This window comes from Pseudomonas fluorescens (genome assembly GCF_018614775.1).
Lineage (GTDB): Bacteria > Pseudomonadota > Gammaproteobacteria > Pseudomonadales > Pseudomonadaceae > Aquipseudomonas > Aquipseudomonas fluorescens_BY.
Genome location: NZ_JAGGOF010000063.1, coordinates 1 through 18,871 on the forward strand (window position 1 = coordinate 1; position 18,871 = coordinate 18,871).

Consider the following 18,871-nt stretch of genomic DNA (forward strand, 5'->3'; position numbering starts at 1 on the left):
CTTGCTCGCGAAGGGGCCAGCCGCCTCAACCTCTCTTCCGCCGACACCCCGCATCCCAAGCTGAAACGCATCAGTAACCCCGGTAACACCCGCCGGTAACACATCCAATTGACTTCCCGGGTGCTCCTCACGACTATAGGCGTCCCATTGCCGTCAACGCGGCGTTTAAGGGCGCAATCCAGGCCTTACAAGCACCACACATAGAGGGTGCGCCTGTATAAATGACGAATCATGCGCGTTACTCGCAGTAGTTCACGAGCGCCTGAAGAGGACTTTTTCATGCCAGCTATAACCCTGACCACGCTGCAAGGTCTCAAGCAGAAAGGCGAAAAAATCGCCATGCTGACCTGCTATGACGCAACCTTCGCCCACGCCTGCAACGAGGCCGGTGTCGAAGTGCTGCTGGTGGGCGATTCCCTCGGCATGGTGCTGCAAGGTCATGACAGCACGCTGCCGGTGACCACCGCCGACATGGCCTATCACGTGGCCTGCGTCAAACGCGGTAACACCGATGCGCTGATCCTCGCCGACCTGCCATTCATGGCCTACGCCACCCTCGAACAGACCATGACCAACAGCGCCCTGCTGATGCAGGCCGGTGCCCACATGGTCAAAGTCGAAGGGGCGTTGTGGCTGGCCGACTCGATCCGGCTGCTGGCCGAGCGTGGCATCCCGGTCTGTGCGCACCTGGGCCTGACGCCACAAGCGGTGAATATCCTCGGCGGCTACAAGGTCCAGGGTCGCAATGAGAACCAGGCGCGGCAGATGCGGGCCGATGCCATTGCCCTGGAACAAGCCGGCGCGGCGATGCTACTGCTCGAGTGCGTGCCCAGCGAACTGGCGGAAGAAATCACCCAAGCGGTCAAGATCCCAGTTATCGGGATTGGTGCCGGTAGCGCCACCGACGGCCAGGTGCTGGTACTGCATGACATGCTCGGGTTGTCGCTCACCGGACGTGCGCCCAAGTTCGTGAAGAACTTCATGGCCGGGCAAACCACCCTCCAAGCGGCCCTGGGCGCTTACGTTGCCGAGGTCAAGGCTGCCACCTTCCCTGGCGTCGAACACGGATTCTCTGCATGAACACCGTCAAAACCGTACGTGAACTGCGAGCCGCCGTGGCCCGTGCCCGGGGCGAAGGCAAACGCATCGCCTTCGTGCCAACCATGGGCAACCTGCACAGCGGCCATGTAGCACTGGTGACCAAGGCGACGCAACGGGCCGACTTCGTCGTGACGAGCATTTTCGTCAACCCGCTGCAGTTCGGTGCCGGCGAAGACCTGGACAAATACCCCCGCACCCTGGCGGCCGACCAGGAGAAATTGCTCCAGGCCGGCTGCCACCTGCTGTTCGCCCCCAGCGTCGAAGAGATGTACCCCGACGGCATGGCCGGACAGACCCGGGTCAGCGTGCCGCAATTATCCGAAGGCCTGTGTGGCGCCAGCCGCCCAGGGCATTTCGAGGGTGTGGCGACGGTGGTCAGCAAGCTGTTCAACATGGTCCAGCCAGACATCGCCGTGTTTGGTCAGAAAGACTTCCAGCAACTGGCGGTGATCCGCGCGCTGGTCCATGACCTGAACATGCCGATCCAGATCATCGGCGAACCCACCGTCCGCGCCGACGACGGCCTGGCGCTGTCATCGCGCAACGGCTTCCTCAGCCCCGAGCAACGCGCCATCGCCCCCGTGGTTTATCGTGGCTTGAGCCAGATTGCCGAGGCCATCCGGCAGGGCCAGTGCGATTACCCGGCATTGGTCGCCGGGCAGCTCCAGCAACTCGAAGCCGCCGGCCTGCGCCCCGACTACCTGGAAATCCGCCACGCCCGAACCCTGCGCCCGGCCGCGCCGGAAGATCGCGACCTGGTGATCCTGGTCGCGGCCTTCCTGGGGACCACGCGGTTGATCGACAACCTCCACCTGGACCTCGACGCGCCCGTCTAAATCACCCTCAACGCCCGTGGGAGCGGGCTTGCTCGCGAAAGTGGTGGGTCAATCGACATCAACATTGACCGACACACCGCCTTCGCGAGCAAGCTCGCTGCCACAGTGGAACTGCGGTGTGGATGATATCTATGCACGACACCGGACCTATGGGAGCCGAGCTTGCTCGCGATGGCGGTGGCACTTCAACAGGGATGCAAGCTGACAGGACGCTATCGCGAGCAGGCTCAAGGCCTCAATTTCCGCTCGTCGCCCCCTCCCCAACCCCGCTGTATAAAAAAGTACCGCCCTGCGGTCAGACAAAGCCGAGACAGATCGCAACGCGAGGTTTACTGTAGTCGCCCTGCGTCCGGCGATCGTGTCGACGCAGTAACCGGACGCCTGCCCCGATGCCGCGCCGGAACATCCAGTGTAAAAAGGTCGTTCAAGTAAAAAGGAAACCCGCAGCGATGGCGTATTACCGAACCCCTCATGACGTGACCGCTCTGCCCGCCTGGCAAGCGTTGAATGACCACCGCAAAGCCATGCAGGATTTCAGCATGCGCGAAGCGTTCAATGCCGACCCGCAGCGTTTCAGCCAATTCACCCTGTCGAGCTGTGGCCTGTTTCTCGACTACTCGAAAAACCTGATCAACGCCCAGACCCGCGACCTGCTGGTAAGCCTGGCCAACGAGGTTGACCTCAAGGGGGCGATCAAGGCGCTGTTCGAAGGCGAAATTGTCAATTCGTCCGAAGGGCGTCCGGCCCTGCACACCGCCTTGCGTCGACCAGTGGGCGACAAGCTGTCGGTCAATGGCGTCAACGTGATGCCGGAAGTCCACAAGGTGCTGAACCAGATCACCGACCTGGTGGGCCGCATTCACGACGGCCTGTGGCGTGGCTATACCGAGAAGCCGATCACCGACGTGGTGAACATCGGCATCGGTGGCTCCTTCCTCGGCCCGCAGTTGGTGTCCGAAGCGCTGCTGTCCTACACCCACAAGGGCGTGCGCTGTCATTACCTGGCGAACATCGACGGCAGCGAGTTCCACGAGCTGACCATGAAGCTGCGTGCCGAGACGACGCTGTTCATCGTCTCGTCGAAATCCTTCAACACCCTCGAAACCCTGAAGAACGCCCAGGCCGCCCGCGCCTGGTACCTGGCCCAGGGCGGCTCCGAGGCCGAGCTTTACCGCCACTTCATCGCGGTTTCGAGCAACAACGCCGCCGCCGTGGCCTTCGGCATCCGCGAAGAAAACATCTTCCCGATGTGGGACTGGGTCGGCGGGCGCTACTCGCTGTGGTCGGCCATCGGCTTGCCGATCGCCCTGGCCATTGGCATGTCGAACTTCAAGGAACTGCTCTCCGGGGCCTATTCCATGGACCAGCATTTCCAGAGCGCGCCGTTCGAACAGAACATGCCGGTGCTGCTGGCGCTGCTGGGCGTTTGGTACGGCAACTTCTGGGGCGCGCAGAGCCATGCGATCCTGCCGTACGACCACTACCTGCGCAACATCACCAAGCATTTGCAACAACTGGACATGGAGTCCAACGGCAAGAGCGTGCGCCAGGACGGTACGCCGGTCTCCACCGACACCGGTCCGGTGATCTGGGGCGGCGTCGGCTGCAACGGCCAGCACGCCTACCACCAATTGCTGCACCAGGGTACGCAACTGATTCCGGCCGACTTCATCGTGCCGATCGTCAGCTTCAACCCGGTCGCCGATCACCACCAGTGGCTGTACGCCAACTGCCTGTCCCAGAGCCAGGCACTGATGCTGGGCAAGACCCGCGCCGAGGCCGAAGCCGAATTGCGGGACAAAGGTGCGAGCGAAGAAGAGGTGCAAAAACTGGCGTCCCACAAGGTGATCCCGGGCAACCGTCCGAGCAACACCCTGGTGGTCGAACGCATCAGCCCACGGCGCCTTGGCGCATTGGTGGCGTTGTATGAGCACAAAGTGTTCGTGCAAAGCGTGGTCTGGGGCATCAACGCCTTCGACCAATGGGGCGTGGAGCTGGGCAAAGAGCTGGGCAAGGGCGTCTACAACCGCCTGGTGGGCAGCGAAGAAACCCCGGCCGAAGATGCTTCGACCCAGGGCCTGATCAACTACTTCCGCGGGCGCCATCGCGGCTGATCGCGTCAATCTCAAGGCCTGCGGCCCCTTGTGGGAGCGGGCTTGCTCGCGAAGGCGGCGTGTCAGTGACTGTAAATGTTTCTGGCACACCGCTTTCGCGAGCAAGCCCGCTCCCACAGTTGCTTTGTGCATGACTTGAACCCACCGAATACTCGGCGCATCTTTATGCTTGTCGCAAAAACAAGAATAAGGATCCGTCATGTTCGAGATCAGCCAGTACCCCCAAGCCGATGCGGTCCGCCGGACTGCGCAACTGAGTCAGGACGAGTACCAGCGGCTCTACAAGGAATCCATCGAACACCCCAGCGCCTTCTGGGCCGGTCAGGCCACGCGTTTTCTTGACTGGATGACGCCCTGGCAAACCGTCCAGCGCTATGACCTCAAGAGCGGCGACGCGACCTGGTTCGCCGGCGGCAAGCTGAATGTCAGCGTCAATTGCATCGACCGTCACCTGGATACCCGTGGCGATCAGGTGGCAATCATCTGGGAAGGCGACAACCCTGCCGACTCGGCGCAAATCACCTACAAGAAACTGCATCACCATGTCTGCCGTCTGGCCAACGTGCTGAAAAGCCGTGGCGTGAAGAAAGGCGATCGGGTCTGCATCTACATGCCGATGATTCCGGAAGCGGCCTACGCCATGCTCGCCTGCACCCGCATCGGCGCGGTGCACTCGGTGGTGTTTGGCGGCTTCTCGCCGGACTCCCTGCGCGACCGGATTCTCGACGCCGATTGCCGCACCGTGATCACGGCGGACGAAGGCGTGCGCGGCGGGCGCTTCGTCCCGCTCAAGCGCAACGTCGACAAGGCGCTGGAAAGCTGCCCGAATGTCAGCACCGTGCTGGTGGTCGAACGCACCCAGGGCGACGTGAATTGGGTCGAAGGCCGCGACCTGTGGTACCACAAGGCCACGCACGAGACGGGCGACGACTGCCCGGCCGAACCGATGGACGCCGAAGACCCACTGTTCATCCTCTACACCTCCGGCAGTACCGGCAAACCCAAGGGAGTGCTGCACACCACGGGCGGCTACCTGCTGCAAGCGGCGATGACGTTCAAGTACGTGCTGGACTACCGCGACAACGAAGTGTTCTGGTGCACCGCCGATGTCGGCTGGGTCACGGGCCACAGCTATATCGTCTATGGGCCGCTGGCCAATGGCGCGACCACGCTGATCTTCGAGGGCGTGCCGAGCCACCCCAGCAGCTCGCGCTTCTGGCAGGTGATCGACAAGCATCAGGTCAACATTTTCTACACCGCGCCGACCGCCCTGCGTGCACTGATGCGTGAAGGCGCCGGCCCATTGCAGGAAACGTCTCGCAAGAGCCTGCGATTACTCGGCAGTGTCGGTGAGCCGATCAACCCCGAGGCGTGGGAATGGTATTTCAACACGGTCGGTGAACAACGCTGCCCGATTGTCGATACCTGGTGGCAGACCGAAACCGGCGGCATCATGCTCAGCCCGCTGGTGAGCGCCCCACGGCTCAAGCCGGGCTGCGCCACCCGGCCGATGTTCGGCGTACAACCGGTGCTGCTGGATGAGACGGGCAAGGAAATCCATGGAGCAGGCAGCGGCGTGCTGGCGATCAAATCCAGCTGGCCGGGGCAGATCCGCAGCGTCTACGGCGATCACCAACGCATGATCGACACTTACTTCAAACCCTACCCCGGCTATTACTTCACCGGCGACGGCGCTCGGCGCGACGAGGATGGCGACTACTGGATCACCGGGCGCATCGACGACGTGATCAACGTCTCCGGCCATCGCATCGGCACGGCCGAGGTGGAGAGCGCGCTGGTGCTGCATGACAACATCGCCGAAGCGGCCGTGGTCGGCTATCCCCACGATCTCAAGGGCCAGGGCATCTATGCCTTTGTCACGCCGATGAATGGGGTGGAGGCCAACGACGAACTGAAGAAGGAGTTGCTGGCCCATGTCAGTAAGGAAATCGGCAGCTTCGCGAAGCCGGACCTGATCCAGTGGGCACCGGCGCTGCCCAAGACCCGTTCGGGCAAGATCATGCGGCGCATCCTGCGCAAGATCGCCTGTAACGAACTCGATAGCCTCGGCGACACCTCGACCCTGGCCGATCCAAGCGTGGTGGAGGGGCTGATCGACAAGCGCCTGAATCGCTAGGCGACCACCGCATTGATCGTTCCCACGCTCTGCGTGGGAATGCAGCCCCCCGAACTGCTAAACTCCCGCGCCTCATTTCTCTAAGGCGCGCCCGGCATGTCTTCCTTGAATCAGGCGCTGCGCGCCGCCCTCGACCAGCGTCGGGATTTGCTCGGCCAACTGCACCTGCAAGGCACCGACTGCTATCGGCTGTTCCATGGCAGCCAGGAAGGTGCGCCCGGCCTGACCATCGACCGCTACGGCCCGCAACTGCTGGTGCAGAGCTTCCATCAATCGCTGGAGCGCGATGCCCTGCTGCAACTGCATGATACCGTCAACGAGTGCCTGGGCCTGGACACCCTGCTGGTCTACAACGACCGAGCCCGAGGCAATTCACGCATCGACCGGCAAGATACCGTCTACCAGGCTGACGAAGCCGCCCTGCAAGACCTGGTGGGCCATGAGTGGGGCTTGAACTATCGCGTTCGCGGGCGTCATGCCGGGCAGGACCCGCTGCTGTTTCTCGACCTGCGCAACGCCCGGGGCTGGGTCAAGGAACACAGCCGCAACAAAAGCGTGCTGAACCTGTTCGCCTACACCTGTGGCGTCGGCCTGAGCGCAGCGGCCGGTGGGGCAAGGGAAGTCTGCAATCTGGATTTTGCCGAGGGCAACCTGGCGGTGGGGCGCGAAAACGGCCTGCTTAACCCGACATTGCCACCCATGGAATTCGTGCAGTCCGATTATTTCCCGGCGATCCGTCAGCTGGCCGGCCTGCCCATCAGCCAGCGCCGCGGGCAAAAACTGCCCAGCTATGTGCGCCTGGAGCAACGCCAGTACGACCTGGTGTTGCTCGACCCGCCCGCCTGGGCCAAGAGTGCGTTCGGCACCGTCGACCTGTTGCGCGACTACCAGAGCCTGCTGAAACCGGCGCTGCTGACCACCGCCGAAAATGGCGTGCTGATCTGCTGCAACAACCTGGCAAAAGTGCCCATGGATGACTGGCGCGAGCAGGTGTTGCGCTGCGCTGAAAAGGCCGGTCGGCCGGTCAGGGAGTGGAGCGTGCTGACGCCCGGCAGCGACTTCCCCTCGTTGGACCAGCAGCCGCCACTCAAGACTCTGATTTTGCAGCTATGAATCTGTCAGGGGATCCTGACGGGAAAACAGGACAAATCTCATAAAACACAGTGGTTTCGGAACCGTAAACGCATGCCATACTCCAAGACACTCCGAATTCACATCAGATGAAGCCGCACATGCCCAAAGGATTGATCCGCGCTTTCGGCGCCCTATTGACCGCACTGGCCCTCTACAGCCTGTTGGGGTTTTTGATCCTGCCGGGCATCGCCTTGCGAATCGCCAATCAGCAGTTGGCCGAACGGGCCACGGTGCCGGCCCAGATCCAGCGCATCGAACTCAATCCGTTCAGCCTTGAAGTGACCCTCTGGGGCCTGAACATCGGCGAACCGGGCAAGGAGCAGGTCGGCTTCGAACGGCTGTACGCCAACCTACAACTCGACAGTCTGTGGTCCGGCGCCCTGCACCTGGCCGACATCGAGCTGGACAAGCCCAAGACCGAGTTGATATTCGCCAAGGATGGCCAGTTGAACCTGCTGGGCCTGTTCAAGCTGCCAACCCGCGAGCCGACCCCGGCCGACCCCGAGGCCAAGCCATTTCCACTGCGCGTTGAACGGATCAAGCTGGCAAGCGGTTACGTCCACTTCCAGGATCTGCGCCCCAGCGAGCCGATCGAGTTTCTCTACGACACCCTCGATTTCGAGCTAAACAACCTCAGCACCCTGCCCGACGACAGCGCCGACATGACCCTGGTCGCCGTCGGCCCCGGCGGGGGCCGTGTCGACTGGACCGGCAATTTCAGCCTCTCGCCGATCGCTTCCGAAGGCAAACTGAAAATCACCGATGGCCAGATGAAAGCCTTTTGGCCCTACGTGCGTGACGCAGTACCGCTGGTGCTGGAAAACGGCGTCCTGAACCTCAGCACCGACTACACACTCAACCTGGCCAAGGGCACCGAGCTGCTGCTCAGGAATGTCGCCGTCAGCGTCGCACCGCTCGCCATCAAGGCGCCCGATGGCCGCCCATTGGCCAGGCTCGAGCGACTGGACGTGAGCGAAACCACGGTGGACCTGGCCAAGCAGCAAGTGGTGGTGGGCAAGATCCGCAGCCAGAAGCTGGAAACCTGGGCCGCTCGCGAGGCGGATGGGCAACTCGACTGGCAAAAACTCTTCGCCAGCCAGCCGACCAAGCCGAAGGTCAAGGCCGAGCCGGTATCAGCCCCGGCCGCCGCCGACTCGCCGAAGCCTGAACCCGGAGCCCCCGGCAAACCCTGGCAGGTGTTGCTGAAAGACGTGCAACTGCGTAACTACCAGGTCCACCTGGCCGACCGCCAGGCCCAGCCCGCCGTGGCACTGGAACTCGGCCCGCTGAACCTCGACCTGCAGAACTACGACACGCTCAACGGCTCGCCCTTCAGTCTCAAGCTGGACACCGGGCTGGGCAAACAAGGCAAGCTCCTTGCCGATGGCGAAGTCAACCTGAACCCCATCAGCGCTCGGCTCAAGGTCAAGACCCAGGACATCGACCTGCGGGTGGCCCAGTCTTACATCAACCCGTTCATTCGCCTGGAACTGCGCTCCGGGATGCTCGGCAGCGACCTGGCGGTAAACCTCAAGAGCACCGAGCCGCTGGCATTTTCCGTCACCGGCCGCGCCCAGGTCGATCAGTTGCACACCCTCGACACCCTCAAGACCCGGGATTTTCTCAAGTGGCAGAGACTGGTCCTCGAAGGCCTCGATTATCAGCACGGCGATAGCCTGTCCATCGACAAGGTCAACCTGTTCCAGCCTTACGCGCGCTTCATGATCAATGACGACCGCACCACCAACGTCGATGACCTGCTGATCCCGCAACCGGCCGACGGTGCAACGAAACCCGCGGCGGCCAAACCGGCCTCCCAGGGTAAACCGCTGGGTATCCACATCGGTGGCATCGCCATCAATGACGGCTCGGCCAACTTTGCCGACTTCAGCCTGACGCCAAACTTCGCCACGGCCATCCAGCAGCTCAACGGCCAGATTGGCGTCATTGACAGCCGCCTGGGCAAGCCGGCCAGCGTGAACGTCACGGGCAAGGTCGACCGCTATGCGCCTGTCACCATCAAGGGCGCGGTCAACCCCTTCGACCCGATGGCCAGCCTCGACATTGCCACCAGCTTCAAACGGGTCGAGCTGACCACCTTGACGCCCTATTCCGGCAAGTTCGCTGGTTATCGCATCCGCAAGGGCCGGCTCAATCTGGACCTGCATTACCGGATTACCAAGGGCCAGCTCCAGGCCGAAAACAAAGTGGTGGTCGAGCAATTGCAGCTGGGGGAAAAAGTCGACAGCCCGGATGCCGTGAGCCTGCCGCTGAAACTGGCGATTGCGCTGCTAAAGGATTCCGACGGCAAGATTTCCATCGAGCTGCCGGTCACCGGCAACCTCAACGACCCGCAATTCAGCGTCATGCCGATTGTCTGGCAGACCCTGCGTAACCTGGTGGTACGCGCCGCCCAGGCGCCGTTCAAGCTGATCGGCGGGCTGGTCTCCGGTGGCGGCTCGGAAGACCTCGGTAGCGTGGCGTTCGCCCCGGGCTCCAGCGACTTGAGCAAGGATAACGAGGGCGTGCTGCTCAAGCTGTCCGAGGCCTTGGGCAAACGTCCGGAACTGCGCCTGGAGATCGAAGGCACCGCCGCCGAAAGCAGCGACGGCCCGCTGCTCGCCGCTCAGCGCCTGGAGCGTGAATACCAGTACAACTACTACAAGATGCTGCAACGCCGGGGCGAAAAAGTCCCGGCCCAGGCTTCGCTGTTGCAGGTGCCCGAGGATGAGAAAGCACCATTGCTCGAAGGCATCTATCGCACGCGCCTCAAGACCCAGCCGCCAGCCGAGTGGGCACAGCTGGATAAACAGGCTCGCACCGACAAACTGCGCGAAAGTGTGATCACGTTCTGGAGCGGCAGCGACGTGCTGTTGCGCCAACTGGGACAGGAACGCGCCAGTAGCATCAAGGATTTCCTGGTGGACAAGGGCCGTTTGGCCGACGACCGCGTGTACTTCATCGACGCCAACCTCGGCCAGGCCGAAAGCGACGGGCGCGTCATCACGCCCCTACACCTGGATGCTGAATAACATGAAGTGCCTTTACCTGCTCAGCCTAGGTTTGCTGCTGGTCGCAGGCCCAGCGTCTGCGGCCGATACACTGCGTTGCGGCAGCCAGTTGATCAGCGTCGGTGACCGCTCCAGCGAAGTGATGCAGAAGTGTGGCGAGCCTGTGGCGCGGGATGACCTGGGCTATAAACGCAGCGTCAATCGCCGGGAAGAATACCCGGTGGAGGAATGGACCTACGGCCCCAACAGTGGCATGTACCAGTACCTGCGCTTCGAGGGCAACCGGCTGGTGCAGATCACCAGCAAGCGTGGGCGTTGAGCTGTCCCTGCATTCAGTTGGGTTGATGTTGAATGCACCGCCGCCTTCGCGAGCAGGCTCGCTCCCACACCCAGTCCACTGTGGGAGCGAGCCTGCTCGCGATAGGAGCCACTCGGTTCCCGACCTGCCCCACAAACCCCACTGAGATTTCACCTCCCAAATAGAACAAGCCCCCGGCACGTATGCCGAGGGCTTGTAATGGCCACGTCCGTGTGGCCTTTCGCATGAACTCCAAAAGCAACGGCAAACGTATGACTCAGCCCGCTTGCCGCGCCTTCTCCCAGTCCAGGCGAGAAGTCTTTAGCCTTACTCGGCTTTCAGGCCGTCAGCCGACACGGCTTTGACGCCTTTGATTTTCTTGGCGATTGCCACAGCAGTGGTTTTCTGGGCTTCAGTGACGGCAACAGTCGAAGACAGGGACACAACACCTTTATTGGTTTCAACTTTGATGTCGGTGCCTGGGATGCCTTTTTCGGTGACCAGGTCAGCTTTGACCTTGGTGGTGATCCAGGTATCCGAAGTGGATTCCTTGGCTTTGGTGACTTCGCCAGCAGCCAGCGTTATTGGAGCCTGAGTTGTTTGAGTGGTCTCGGCGAATGCGCTAGCCATGGTCAGGGTGAGTGCGGTAGCAGCAGCGGCAGTGATAGCGAACTTCTTCATACGAGTAACTCCTGTTTTTCTCAGAAACTGCCGGAGGTGCATCCCGGCAGGGTTATCAGGAGTAGTGCGAAGGCTGTGCCAGTTTTGAGAAATGAAATAATATGTTTTAAATCAAAAGGTTAAGCGAAGCGGCGATTTTCATAATCTTGCAAAATGCATGACCCGAGACTTTTCAACATGCAACTTGCCGATTCTGGCCTTCCGCTAAGCTGATGAATTAAGGAGGATTTCCGCAGCGAGGGAGCCAGCTCCCTCGCTTGGTACGTTATCAGACACCCGGGCAACCGGCCGGCAAGTATTCCTTGGGTGCATTGGAGGCACAGGTCCAGGCGCCGTTCGCGTCACGAGTGAGCGTGATCGTCTTGCCTGCCACAGCGGCAGGAGCGTTCAGAAGAGTGCAAACAAGCGTGCCTCCGGCTGCCGCCGAACCTGTTACCGAAATAGTGCAGTTACTGGTGGTGGTAGGTGCGTTCATGAGCGCCAATGTCGGAGTGACCCCCTGATTCATCTGGTCCTCGTACGCCACCTTGTAGGCAGAAATTTCCCCCAGACCAGCCGTGGCCTTCGCCCGCGCCTGATACCTGGAATATTGCGGCAATGCAAACGTCGCCAGGATGCCGATGATCGCCACGACGATCAGCAACTCGATCAGGGTAAAACCTTTTTGCCTGCTCATAGACATCTCCATAGCATGAGTCGAAATCTCATGTCTTGAGGCGGCCGTTGCAGGGCACGTGCCAAGCGACCGCGACCCGGCTGGCAAGGGGTTTGAACGTTTCGGCATCCCACGTCCTACCCCAACAACCACACTATCTGACACTTTTTGTCACTCCGTGCCGCTGGTTTGGCGTGGATGCTTGACTAGGCTATAAGTCATGAACTGTCCGCGTCCGGTATTCCCATGAATGACATCGTCCTCAGCGGCCTGACCAAGCAATTGGTGCTGGCCGAACTGATCACCGAGCAGAATGCGCAACAGGCGTACCAGCAAGCCCAGCTCAATCGCATGCCCCTGGTCAGTTATCTGGTACAGAACAAACTGGTCAAGAGTCGCCAGGTCGCGGAAATTGCCTCCGAGCATTTTGGCGTCGCCCTGATGGACCTCAACAGCCTCGACAAGGAAAGCCAGCCCACCGGACTGGTCAGCGAGAAACTGGTGCGCCAGCATCACGTCCTGCCGCTCTGGCGGCGGGGCAACAAGCTGTATGTGGGCATTTCCGACCCGACGAACCACCAGGCCATCAATGACATCCAGTTCAGCACCGGCCTGACCACCGAAGCCATCCTGGTGGAAGACGACAAGCTCAGCGATGCCATCGAGAAATTCTTCGAGTCGAGCAGTTCCGGCCTGGAGGGCATGGGCGACGTCGACCTTGACGGCCTCGACATCGAGACGGATGACGACCGCAAGCAGGACGCCATGGCCAGCCAGGACGCCGATGATGCGCCAGTGGTGCGGTTCGTCAACAAGATGCTGCTGGATGCGATCAAGGGCGGCTCTTCCGACCTGCACTTCGAGCCTTATGAAAAATCCTACCGGGTGCGGGTGCGCACCGATGGCATGTTGCGCGAAGTGGCCAAGCCGCCGATCCAACTGGCCACTCGGATCTCCGCACGGCTGAAGGTCATGGCCAGCCTCGATATTTCCGAGCGGCGCAAGCCCCAGGACGGGCGCCTGAAAATGCGCCTGTCGAAAAACAAATCCATCGACTTCCGGGTCAACACCCTGCCCACGCTCTGGGGTGAAAAAGTGGTGATCCGGATCCTCGACCCCTCCAGCGCGCAAATGGGCATTGATGCCCTGGGTTACGAACCGGACCAGAAAGCGCTGTACATGGCCGCCCTCAAGCAACCGCAAGGGCTGATTCTGGTCACCGGGCCAACCGGCTCGGGCAAGACCGTTTCGCTTTACACCGGGCTGAATATCCTCAACACCGTGGACATCAATATTTCCACTGCCGAGGATCCGGTGGAGATCAACATGGAGGGCATCAACCAGGTCAACGTGAACCCGCGCCAGGGGCTGGATTTCGCCCAGGCCTTGCGTTCGTTCCTGCGCCAGGACCCGGACGTGATCATGGTCGGTGAAATCCGCGACCTGGAGACCGCCGAAATCGCCATCAAGGCCGCCCAGACCGGTCACCTGGTGCTCTCCACGCTGCACACCAACAGCGCGGCTGAAACCCTGATCCGTCTGCAGAACATGGGCATTCCGGGCTTCAACATCGCCACCGCCGTGCACCTGATCATCGCCCAACGGTTGGCACGCAAGCTGTGCAGCCATTGCAAGAAAGCCATCGAGGTTCCCGACGAAACCCTGCTCAAGGAAGGTTTCCCCCGGGAACGCATCGGCTCGTTCACGATCTATGAGCCGGTCGGTTGCGAGCAGTGCAACAACGGCTACAAAGGGCGCGTGGGAGTTTATGAGGTGGTCAGGAACACACCCGAGCTGCAACGGTTGATCATGGCCGAAGGCAATTCGCTGGAAATCGACCTGCAAATGCGCAAGGACGGTTTCGATGACCTGCGCACGTCGGGGCTGCTCAAGGTCATGCAGGGCGTCACCAGTCTCGAAGAAATCAACCGGGTCACCAAGGATTGAGCATGGCGGTCAAGGCAGTCAAAACCGATGTGTACACTTGGGAAGGCAAGGACCGCAAAGGCACGAAAATGACCGGTGAGCTGACGGGCCAGAGCCCGGCGCTGGTCAAGGCCCAACTGCGTAAGCAAGGCATCAACCCGCAGAAGGTGCGCAAGAAGTCCACCTCGATATTCAGCAAGGGCAAACGCATCAAGCCGCTGGATATCGCCCTCTTCACCCGCCAGATGGCGACAATGCTCAAGGCTGGCGTGCCGCTGTTGCAAGCGTTCGACATCATTGGCGAAGGCTTCGACAACCCCAATATGCGCAAGCTGGTGGACGAGGTGAAACAGGAAGTCGCCGCCGGCAACAGCTTCGCCGCAGCGCTGCGCAAGTGCCCGCAATATTTCGACGAGTTGTACTGCAACCTGGTGGATGCCGGTGAACAGGCCGGCGCCCTCGACACGCTGCTGGACCGGATTGCGACCTACAAGGAAAAGACCGAGGCGCTCAAGGCCAAGATCAAGAAAGCCATGACCTATCCGATTGCCGTGCTCCTCGTCGCGGCCGTGGTCACCGGTATCCTGCTGGTCAAGGTCGTGCCGCAGTTCGAGTCGGTGTTCTCCGGCTTCGGCGCTGAATTGCCGGCGTTCACGCGGATGGTCATCGGCCTGTCGGAATTCATGCAGCATTGGTGGTGGCTGATCCTGACCAAGTTCGTGAGTATTTTCTTTGGGGTGAAGTACGCGCTCAAGCGCTCTCAGCCGCTGCGTGACTGGCGCGACAAATGGCTGCTCAAGCTGCCGCTGATAGGCACGCTGATGTACAAATCCGCCGTGGCCCGTTACGCCCGTACGTTGTCCACCACCTTCGCCGCCGGCGTACCGTTGGTGGAAGCCCTGGATTCGGTGTCGGGCGCCACCGGCAACGTGGTCTTCAAGCAAGCGGTGCAACGGATCAAGCAGGATGTCTCGACCGGCATGCAATTGAATTTTTCCATGCGCGCTTCCGGCATCTTTCCGAACCTGGCGATCCAGATGACGGCCATCGGTGAAGAATCCGGTGCGCTGGACGACATGCTCGACAAGGTGGCGAGCTTTTACGAAGCCGAAGTGGACAATCTGGTGGACAACCTCACCAGCCTGATGGAACCCTTCATCATGGTGATCCTGGGGATAGTGGTCGGCGGCCTGGTGGTTGCCATGTACCTGCCCATCTTCCAACTCGGCTCTGCGATCTGACATGCCCCTGAGCGAATTCTTCGTGCTTTATCCCCTGGCCTTCGTGCTCAGTGCGCTGCTGCTCGGGCTGGTCATCGGCAGCTTCCTCAATGTGCTGGTGTGGCGCCTGCCGAAGATGCTCACCCGCGAGTGGCGCGTGCAAGCCCACGACCTGCTGGGCTTGCCGGCCGAAGCCCCCGGCCCGGTCTACAACCTGATGTTGCCCCACTCCCAATGCCCCCACTGCGGCCATCGCATCCGAGCCTGGGAAAACATCCCGTTGCTCAGCTACCTGATGTTGCGTGGCCGCTGTTCGAACTGCGCCGCGCCTATCGGCAGGCGTTATCCCCTGACCGAACTGGCCTGTGGCGCCTTGTCGGCGTTCGTCGCCTGGCATTTCGGCTTTGGCTGGCAGGCCATCTGGGTGATGGTATTGAGCTGGGGCCTGTTGGCCATGAGCCTGATCGACGCCGAGCATCAATTGCTCCCCGATACGCTGGTGCTGCCGCTGTTGTGGCTCGGCTTGATCGTCAACAGCTTCGGGTTGTTCGTCGCCCTGGACCAGGCAATGTGGGGCGCGGTGGCCGGCTACCTGGCCCTGTGGTCGGTCTACTGGGTGTTCAAATTGCTCACCGGCAAGGAGGGCATGGGCTACGGGGATTTCAAGCTGCTGGCGATGCTGGGCGCCTGGGGTGGCTGGCAGATCCTGCCGTTGACCTTGCTGCTGTCGTCGCTGGTAGGCGCCGTCATCGGGATCATAGTGCTGCGCCTGCGCAATGCGCCGGGGTCGACGCAAGTCCCCTTCGGCCCCTACCTGGCGATTGCCGGCTGGATTGCGTTGCTCTGGGGTGGTCAAATAACCGACTTCTATTGGCAGTCTGTCGGTTTCTAATGAATAGCCCTGTGGAAAAACCCTGGATTCTCGGCCTGACCGGTGGCATCGGCAGCGGCAAGAGCGCGGCCGCCCAGCACTTCATCGACTTGGGCGTGCATGTCATCGACGCCGATCACGCCGCGCGCTGGGTCGTCGAACCCGGGCGCCCGGCCCTGGCGGAAATCGCCGGACACTTCGGCCCTGGCGTGTTGCAGGACGATGGCGCCCTGGATCGGGCGGTACTGCGCAAGCTGATCTTTGAAAATGCCGATGAACGTCGTTGGCTCGAAGCGCTATTGCATCCGCTGATCGCGGAGGAAATCGCCCACCACCTGGCCCAGGCACAATCGTCCTACGCGATCCTGGTATCGCCACTGTTGATCGAATCAGGACAGTACGCCATGACCCGGCGAATCCTGGTGATCGATGCGCCGGAACAACTGCAGATCGAGCGGACGTTGCAGCGCGACCAGACCAGCGAGCAACAGGTCCAGGCCATCCTCAAGGCTCAAGCCAGTCGCCAGGATCGCCTGAGCCAGGCCGACGATGTGCTGGTCAACGATCGCGACCTGGCCTGGCTGCACAGCGAGGTCGAGCGCCTGCATCACTTTTACCTTACTTTGCGTGGAGGCCAGTCATGAGCCAAACCCCAACCGTTGATTGCCCGACCTGTGGCGCCCCCGTCGAATGGAGCCCGCAGAGCACATTCCGGCCGTTCTGTTCCGATCGCTGCAAATTGATCGACCTCGGCGCCTGGGCGTCGGAAGAACACAAGATTCCGGTCAGCCCGGATGCCGAGGATGAGCTGTTCAGCGAAGACTTCACTCCCCGCTCGCACCACTAAGGCCGCATGAACCCATAGTCCTGTTCATCGTCGAGATTTTCCGCGAGGAAACTCAGCTCATCGGCCAGATCCTCGACGCTGCGCACTGCCTTGCTCTGTTGCACGATTGCACTGAGCAAGGCACGCAGGCTCAAGCCCGGGTCGAAGCCGATCTCCATGGCCGTGTCGTGGCTACGCCGGACCTCTTGTCTCGCCCACTCATAAACACTCATCGTTGTACTCCTGGAAGTTTTCCAGAGCATGAGCGGCGGCTGTTGGCGCGACCTTGATGCATCAAGACTTGTCGTCATCGTTCCAGGGCGCCGACAGATAGCGCGTGCGGTTGAAGGTTTCCAGCCACTCGGGACTGAACACCACCAGCGCACTGACCACCATGCCGTTGATGAATGCTTCGGGAAAGATGATCAGCCAGAGGTAGCCGATGAAATCCTCCAGCCAGTAAGGCATGGCGAATATCCCGTCATACCACAGCAGCGCGAGCCCCAGCAGCAGACACAACAACGCCGACAGCGCGGCGGCGAGGAACCCCGAGCAGAAAATGTACACGAACAGATTGCGCGGCTGGGCGCGCTCCACCAGGATCGCGCAACACTCGGTGACCAGCACCGGCAACAGGATCAGCAGCGCACCGTTGACGCCCATCGCCGCCATGTCCTGGCGGCCCAACAGCACCAGCGCAAGCTGGGCAAAGAGACCACCGAGAAGAGCCAGCGGCCAGTCCAGCAGCAGGGTCACGGCGGTCATGCCGATGAAATGGTACGAAACGCCCGTGTCGAAATCCCGTCGCACCAGCCACAACATGAACAGCGCCAGCACGGTGCCGAACAGCAGGTGCTGGCGCCGACTGTCGGTGAACAGCTCCACCCACGGCGCCCGCCACACGGCCCAGGCGAGGACCGGGACATAAATCAGCCAGCCCACCGCCAGGGTCTGCGGGGAAAGCAGTTCGGCACCGATCATGGGATTACACCTTTCACTGACCCTCGCCACCGTCGTTTCATGTCGGCAGTCTACACCTCTTGAGAACTGCCATTAATCAACTCAACGCTTCCAGCTAGTCGCCATTGAACGCTAAGCTTGGGTGCATGGATGATTCCGATTATTTACGCCTGCTGACCATCGCGGCCGAGCAAGCCAACGCCTTCCTCTCCAATGCCCGCAAATGGGAGCGTGAGCGTTGGGTCTGCCAACGTCTGCTGCAAGGCCTGAACGTGCCTTACCGTGCCGATGAATTTACCCCCGCCGGGGAACCGCCGGACGTGTTGTTTCGGGATGCCAATTTCGAGGTGTTCTTTGTGCTCGACGAGGGCCGCCGTCTCAATGATGAATGGCGCGACGAACTGCAACGCCGCCGCAGTGCGTTTTCCCTGAGCCAATTGGTGCGCCGCGAAGCCAAGCCCCGGCGGATCCCGGCCAACGAGTTCCTGCTCAGACTGGCCCCGACCCTGCGCAAGAAAGCCCACAACTACACCGAACGCGGCATGGACCTGGGCGACCTGGACATCATCGCCTTCGCCAGCCTCAAGCGTGAGGTGCTCGATCTCAACAGCCACTTCCCGCCACCCACCGAGTACCTGCGCCAGGGCTGGCGCTCGTTGTCGCTGGTGGGCCCGACGTTTGCCCGGGTGCTGTTTGCCCATCCCGACGCACCGGACTTCCTGCGGGGCAACCTGGGTCGCAGCATCGTCTTCGATGTCGGGATCAGCCTGTGAACGCGCGGCAGACCGCGCAACGTGTACGCTCATCTGACGAGCGGCTACGCTGCATTGAATGCCGGATAGCCGGACGCTGTAGCGCCAACACCTTTCGCAACGTCTACCTGACGAGGCCTTTATGACCAGCCGCCTGAACCCAGATGACCAGAAGCATGTCGAAGAGTACCTGCAACTGTCCCAGCACCGAGTCGAGCGCCGGCCTTTCCGGCCGTGGATGCTCCTGGTGGTGGTACTGGCCGTGACTATCGGCCTGGGCCTGTTGAGCCGACTGATCAGTTACCTGACGCTATGAGCCTTGGACTCGCGCGGGTAACGGCACCGATTT

Annotated in this window: 18 protein-coding genes; 14 read left to right on the forward strand and 4 right to left on the reverse strand. The window is 61.3% G+C overall.

Going from position 1 to position 18,871, the window contains the following annotated elements; translation table 11 throughout:
• Positions 1-279 precede the first annotated feature (279 nt).
• The 7 genes from panB to J7E36_RS17170 all read left to right on the forward strand — a co-directional run bounded on the left by panB (position 280) and on the right by J7E36_RS17170 (position 10,652).
• Entirely contained in the window at positions 280-1,080 is an 801-nt protein-coding gene (gene panB / locus J7E36_RS17140) for a 3-methyl-2-oxobutanoate hydroxymethyltransferase (protein WP_215005179.1), read from the forward strand.
• A complete protein-coding gene (gene panC, locus J7E36_RS17145) occupies positions 1,077-1,937 on the forward strand; it encodes a pantoate--beta-alanine ligase (RefSeq protein WP_215005181.1) in 861 nt (286 codons plus the stop codon). The genes panB and panC overlap by 4 nt, the downstream gene beginning before the upstream one ends.
• Positions 1,938-2,386: 449 nt before the next feature.
• Positions 2,387-4,051, forward strand: a complete 1,665-nt coding sequence (gene pgi, locus J7E36_RS17150; RefSeq protein WP_215005186.1) for a glucose-6-phosphate isomerase — start codon at positions 2,387-2,389, stop codon at positions 4,049-4,051.
• A gap of 199 nt (positions 4,052-4,250) precedes the next feature.
• Positions 4,251-6,188: an acetate--CoA ligase gene (gene acs / locus J7E36_RS17155; RefSeq protein ID WP_215005189.1), complete on the forward strand. Its 1,938-nt coding sequence runs from the start codon at positions 4,251-4,253 to the stop codon at positions 6,186-6,188.
• A gap of 96 nt (positions 6,189-6,284) precedes the next feature.
• The gene (locus J7E36_RS17160) at positions 6,285-7,301 is read left to right on the forward strand and encodes a class I SAM-dependent rRNA methyltransferase (RefSeq protein ID WP_215005191.1); all 1,017 of its coding nucleotides are present in this window, start codon (positions 6,285-6,287) and stop codon (positions 7,299-7,301) included.
• A 119-nt stretch (positions 7,302-7,420) separates the two neighbouring features.
• Positions 7,421-10,354, forward strand: a complete 2,934-nt coding sequence (locus tag J7E36_RS17165; RefSeq protein ID WP_215005193.1) for a DUF748 domain-containing protein — start codon at positions 7,421-7,423, stop codon at positions 10,352-10,354.
• Between the two features lies 1 nt (position 10,355).
• A complete protein-coding gene (locus tag J7E36_RS17170; protein WP_215005196.1) occupies positions 10,356-10,652 on the forward strand; it encodes a DUF2845 domain-containing protein in 297 nt (98 codons plus the stop codon).
• A 306-nt stretch (positions 10,653-10,958) separates the two neighbouring features.
• On the opposite strand, the gene J7E36_RS17175 is transcribed toward J7E36_RS17170, so the two are convergent.
• Complete coding sequence (locus J7E36_RS17175; protein ID WP_215005199.1) at positions 10,959-11,312, reverse strand: BON domain-containing protein; 354 nt, start codon at positions 11,310-11,312, stop codon at positions 10,959-10,961.
• A 268-nt stretch (positions 11,313-11,580) separates the two neighbouring features.
• Entirely contained in the window at positions 11,581-11,988 is a 408-nt protein-coding gene (locus J7E36_RS17180; protein WP_215005202.1) for a pilin, read from the reverse strand.
• Between the two features lie 225 nt (positions 11,989-12,213).
• Between J7E36_RS17180 and pilB the strand changes: the two genes are divergently transcribed.
• Genes pilB through yacG form a run of 5 tightly spaced genes read left to right on the forward strand, consistent with a single transcriptional unit; the run spans position 12,214 to position 16,831 of the window.
• Positions 12,214-13,914 carry a type IV-A pilus assembly ATPase PilB gene (gene pilB, locus J7E36_RS17185; RefSeq protein WP_215005205.1) on the forward strand — a complete coding sequence of 567 codons (1,701 nt, stop codon included), beginning with the start codon at positions 12,214-12,216 and terminating at the stop codon, positions 13,912-13,914.
• 2 nt (positions 13,915-13,916) lie between these two features.
• A complete protein-coding gene (locus J7E36_RS17190) occupies positions 13,917-15,134 on the forward strand; it encodes a type II secretion system F family protein (protein ID WP_215005208.1) in 1,218 nt (405 codons plus the stop codon).
• Position 15,135: 1 nt separating this feature from the next.
• The gene (locus tag J7E36_RS17195; RefSeq protein WP_215005211.1) at positions 15,136-16,005 is read left to right on the forward strand and encodes a prepilin peptidase; all 870 of its coding nucleotides are present in this window, start codon (positions 15,136-15,138) and stop codon (positions 16,003-16,005) included.
• Positions 16,005-16,628, forward strand: a complete 624-nt coding sequence (gene coaE, locus J7E36_RS17200) for a dephospho-CoA kinase (protein ID WP_215005214.1) — start codon at positions 16,005-16,007, stop codon at positions 16,626-16,628. Before J7E36_RS17195 ends, coaE begins: the two co-directional genes overlap by 1 nt.
• Entirely contained in the window at positions 16,625-16,831 is a 207-nt protein-coding gene (yacG, locus tag J7E36_RS17205) for a DNA gyrase inhibitor YacG (RefSeq protein WP_215005217.1), read from the forward strand. The genes coaE and yacG overlap by 4 nt, the downstream gene beginning before the upstream one ends.
• Here yacG and J7E36_RS17210 read toward each other — a convergent pair.
• Positions 16,828-17,043 carry a hypothetical protein gene (locus J7E36_RS17210; RefSeq protein WP_215005220.1) on the reverse strand — a complete coding sequence of 72 codons (216 nt, stop codon included), beginning with the start codon at positions 17,041-17,043 and terminating at the stop codon, positions 16,828-16,830. The genes yacG and J7E36_RS17210 overlap by 4 nt on opposite strands.
• A gap of 61 nt (positions 17,044-17,104) precedes the next feature.
• A complete protein-coding gene (locus J7E36_RS17215) occupies positions 17,105-17,791 on the reverse strand; it encodes an energy-coupling factor ABC transporter permease (protein ID WP_215005223.1) in 687 nt (228 codons plus the stop codon).
• 125 nt (positions 17,792-17,916) lie between these two features.
• Between J7E36_RS17215 and J7E36_RS17220 the strand changes: the two genes are divergently transcribed.
• Positions 17,917-18,543 carry a DUF1780 domain-containing protein gene (locus J7E36_RS17220; protein ID WP_215005226.1) on the forward strand — a complete coding sequence of 209 codons (627 nt, stop codon included), beginning with the start codon at positions 17,917-17,919 and terminating at the stop codon, positions 18,541-18,543.
• A gap of 121 nt (positions 18,544-18,664) precedes the next feature.
• Positions 18,665-18,838 carry a DUF3094 domain-containing protein gene (locus J7E36_RS17225; RefSeq protein WP_003185543.1) on the forward strand — a complete coding sequence of 58 codons (174 nt, stop codon included), beginning with the start codon at positions 18,665-18,667 and terminating at the stop codon, positions 18,836-18,838.
• Positions 18,839-18,871 lie beyond the last annotated feature (33 nt).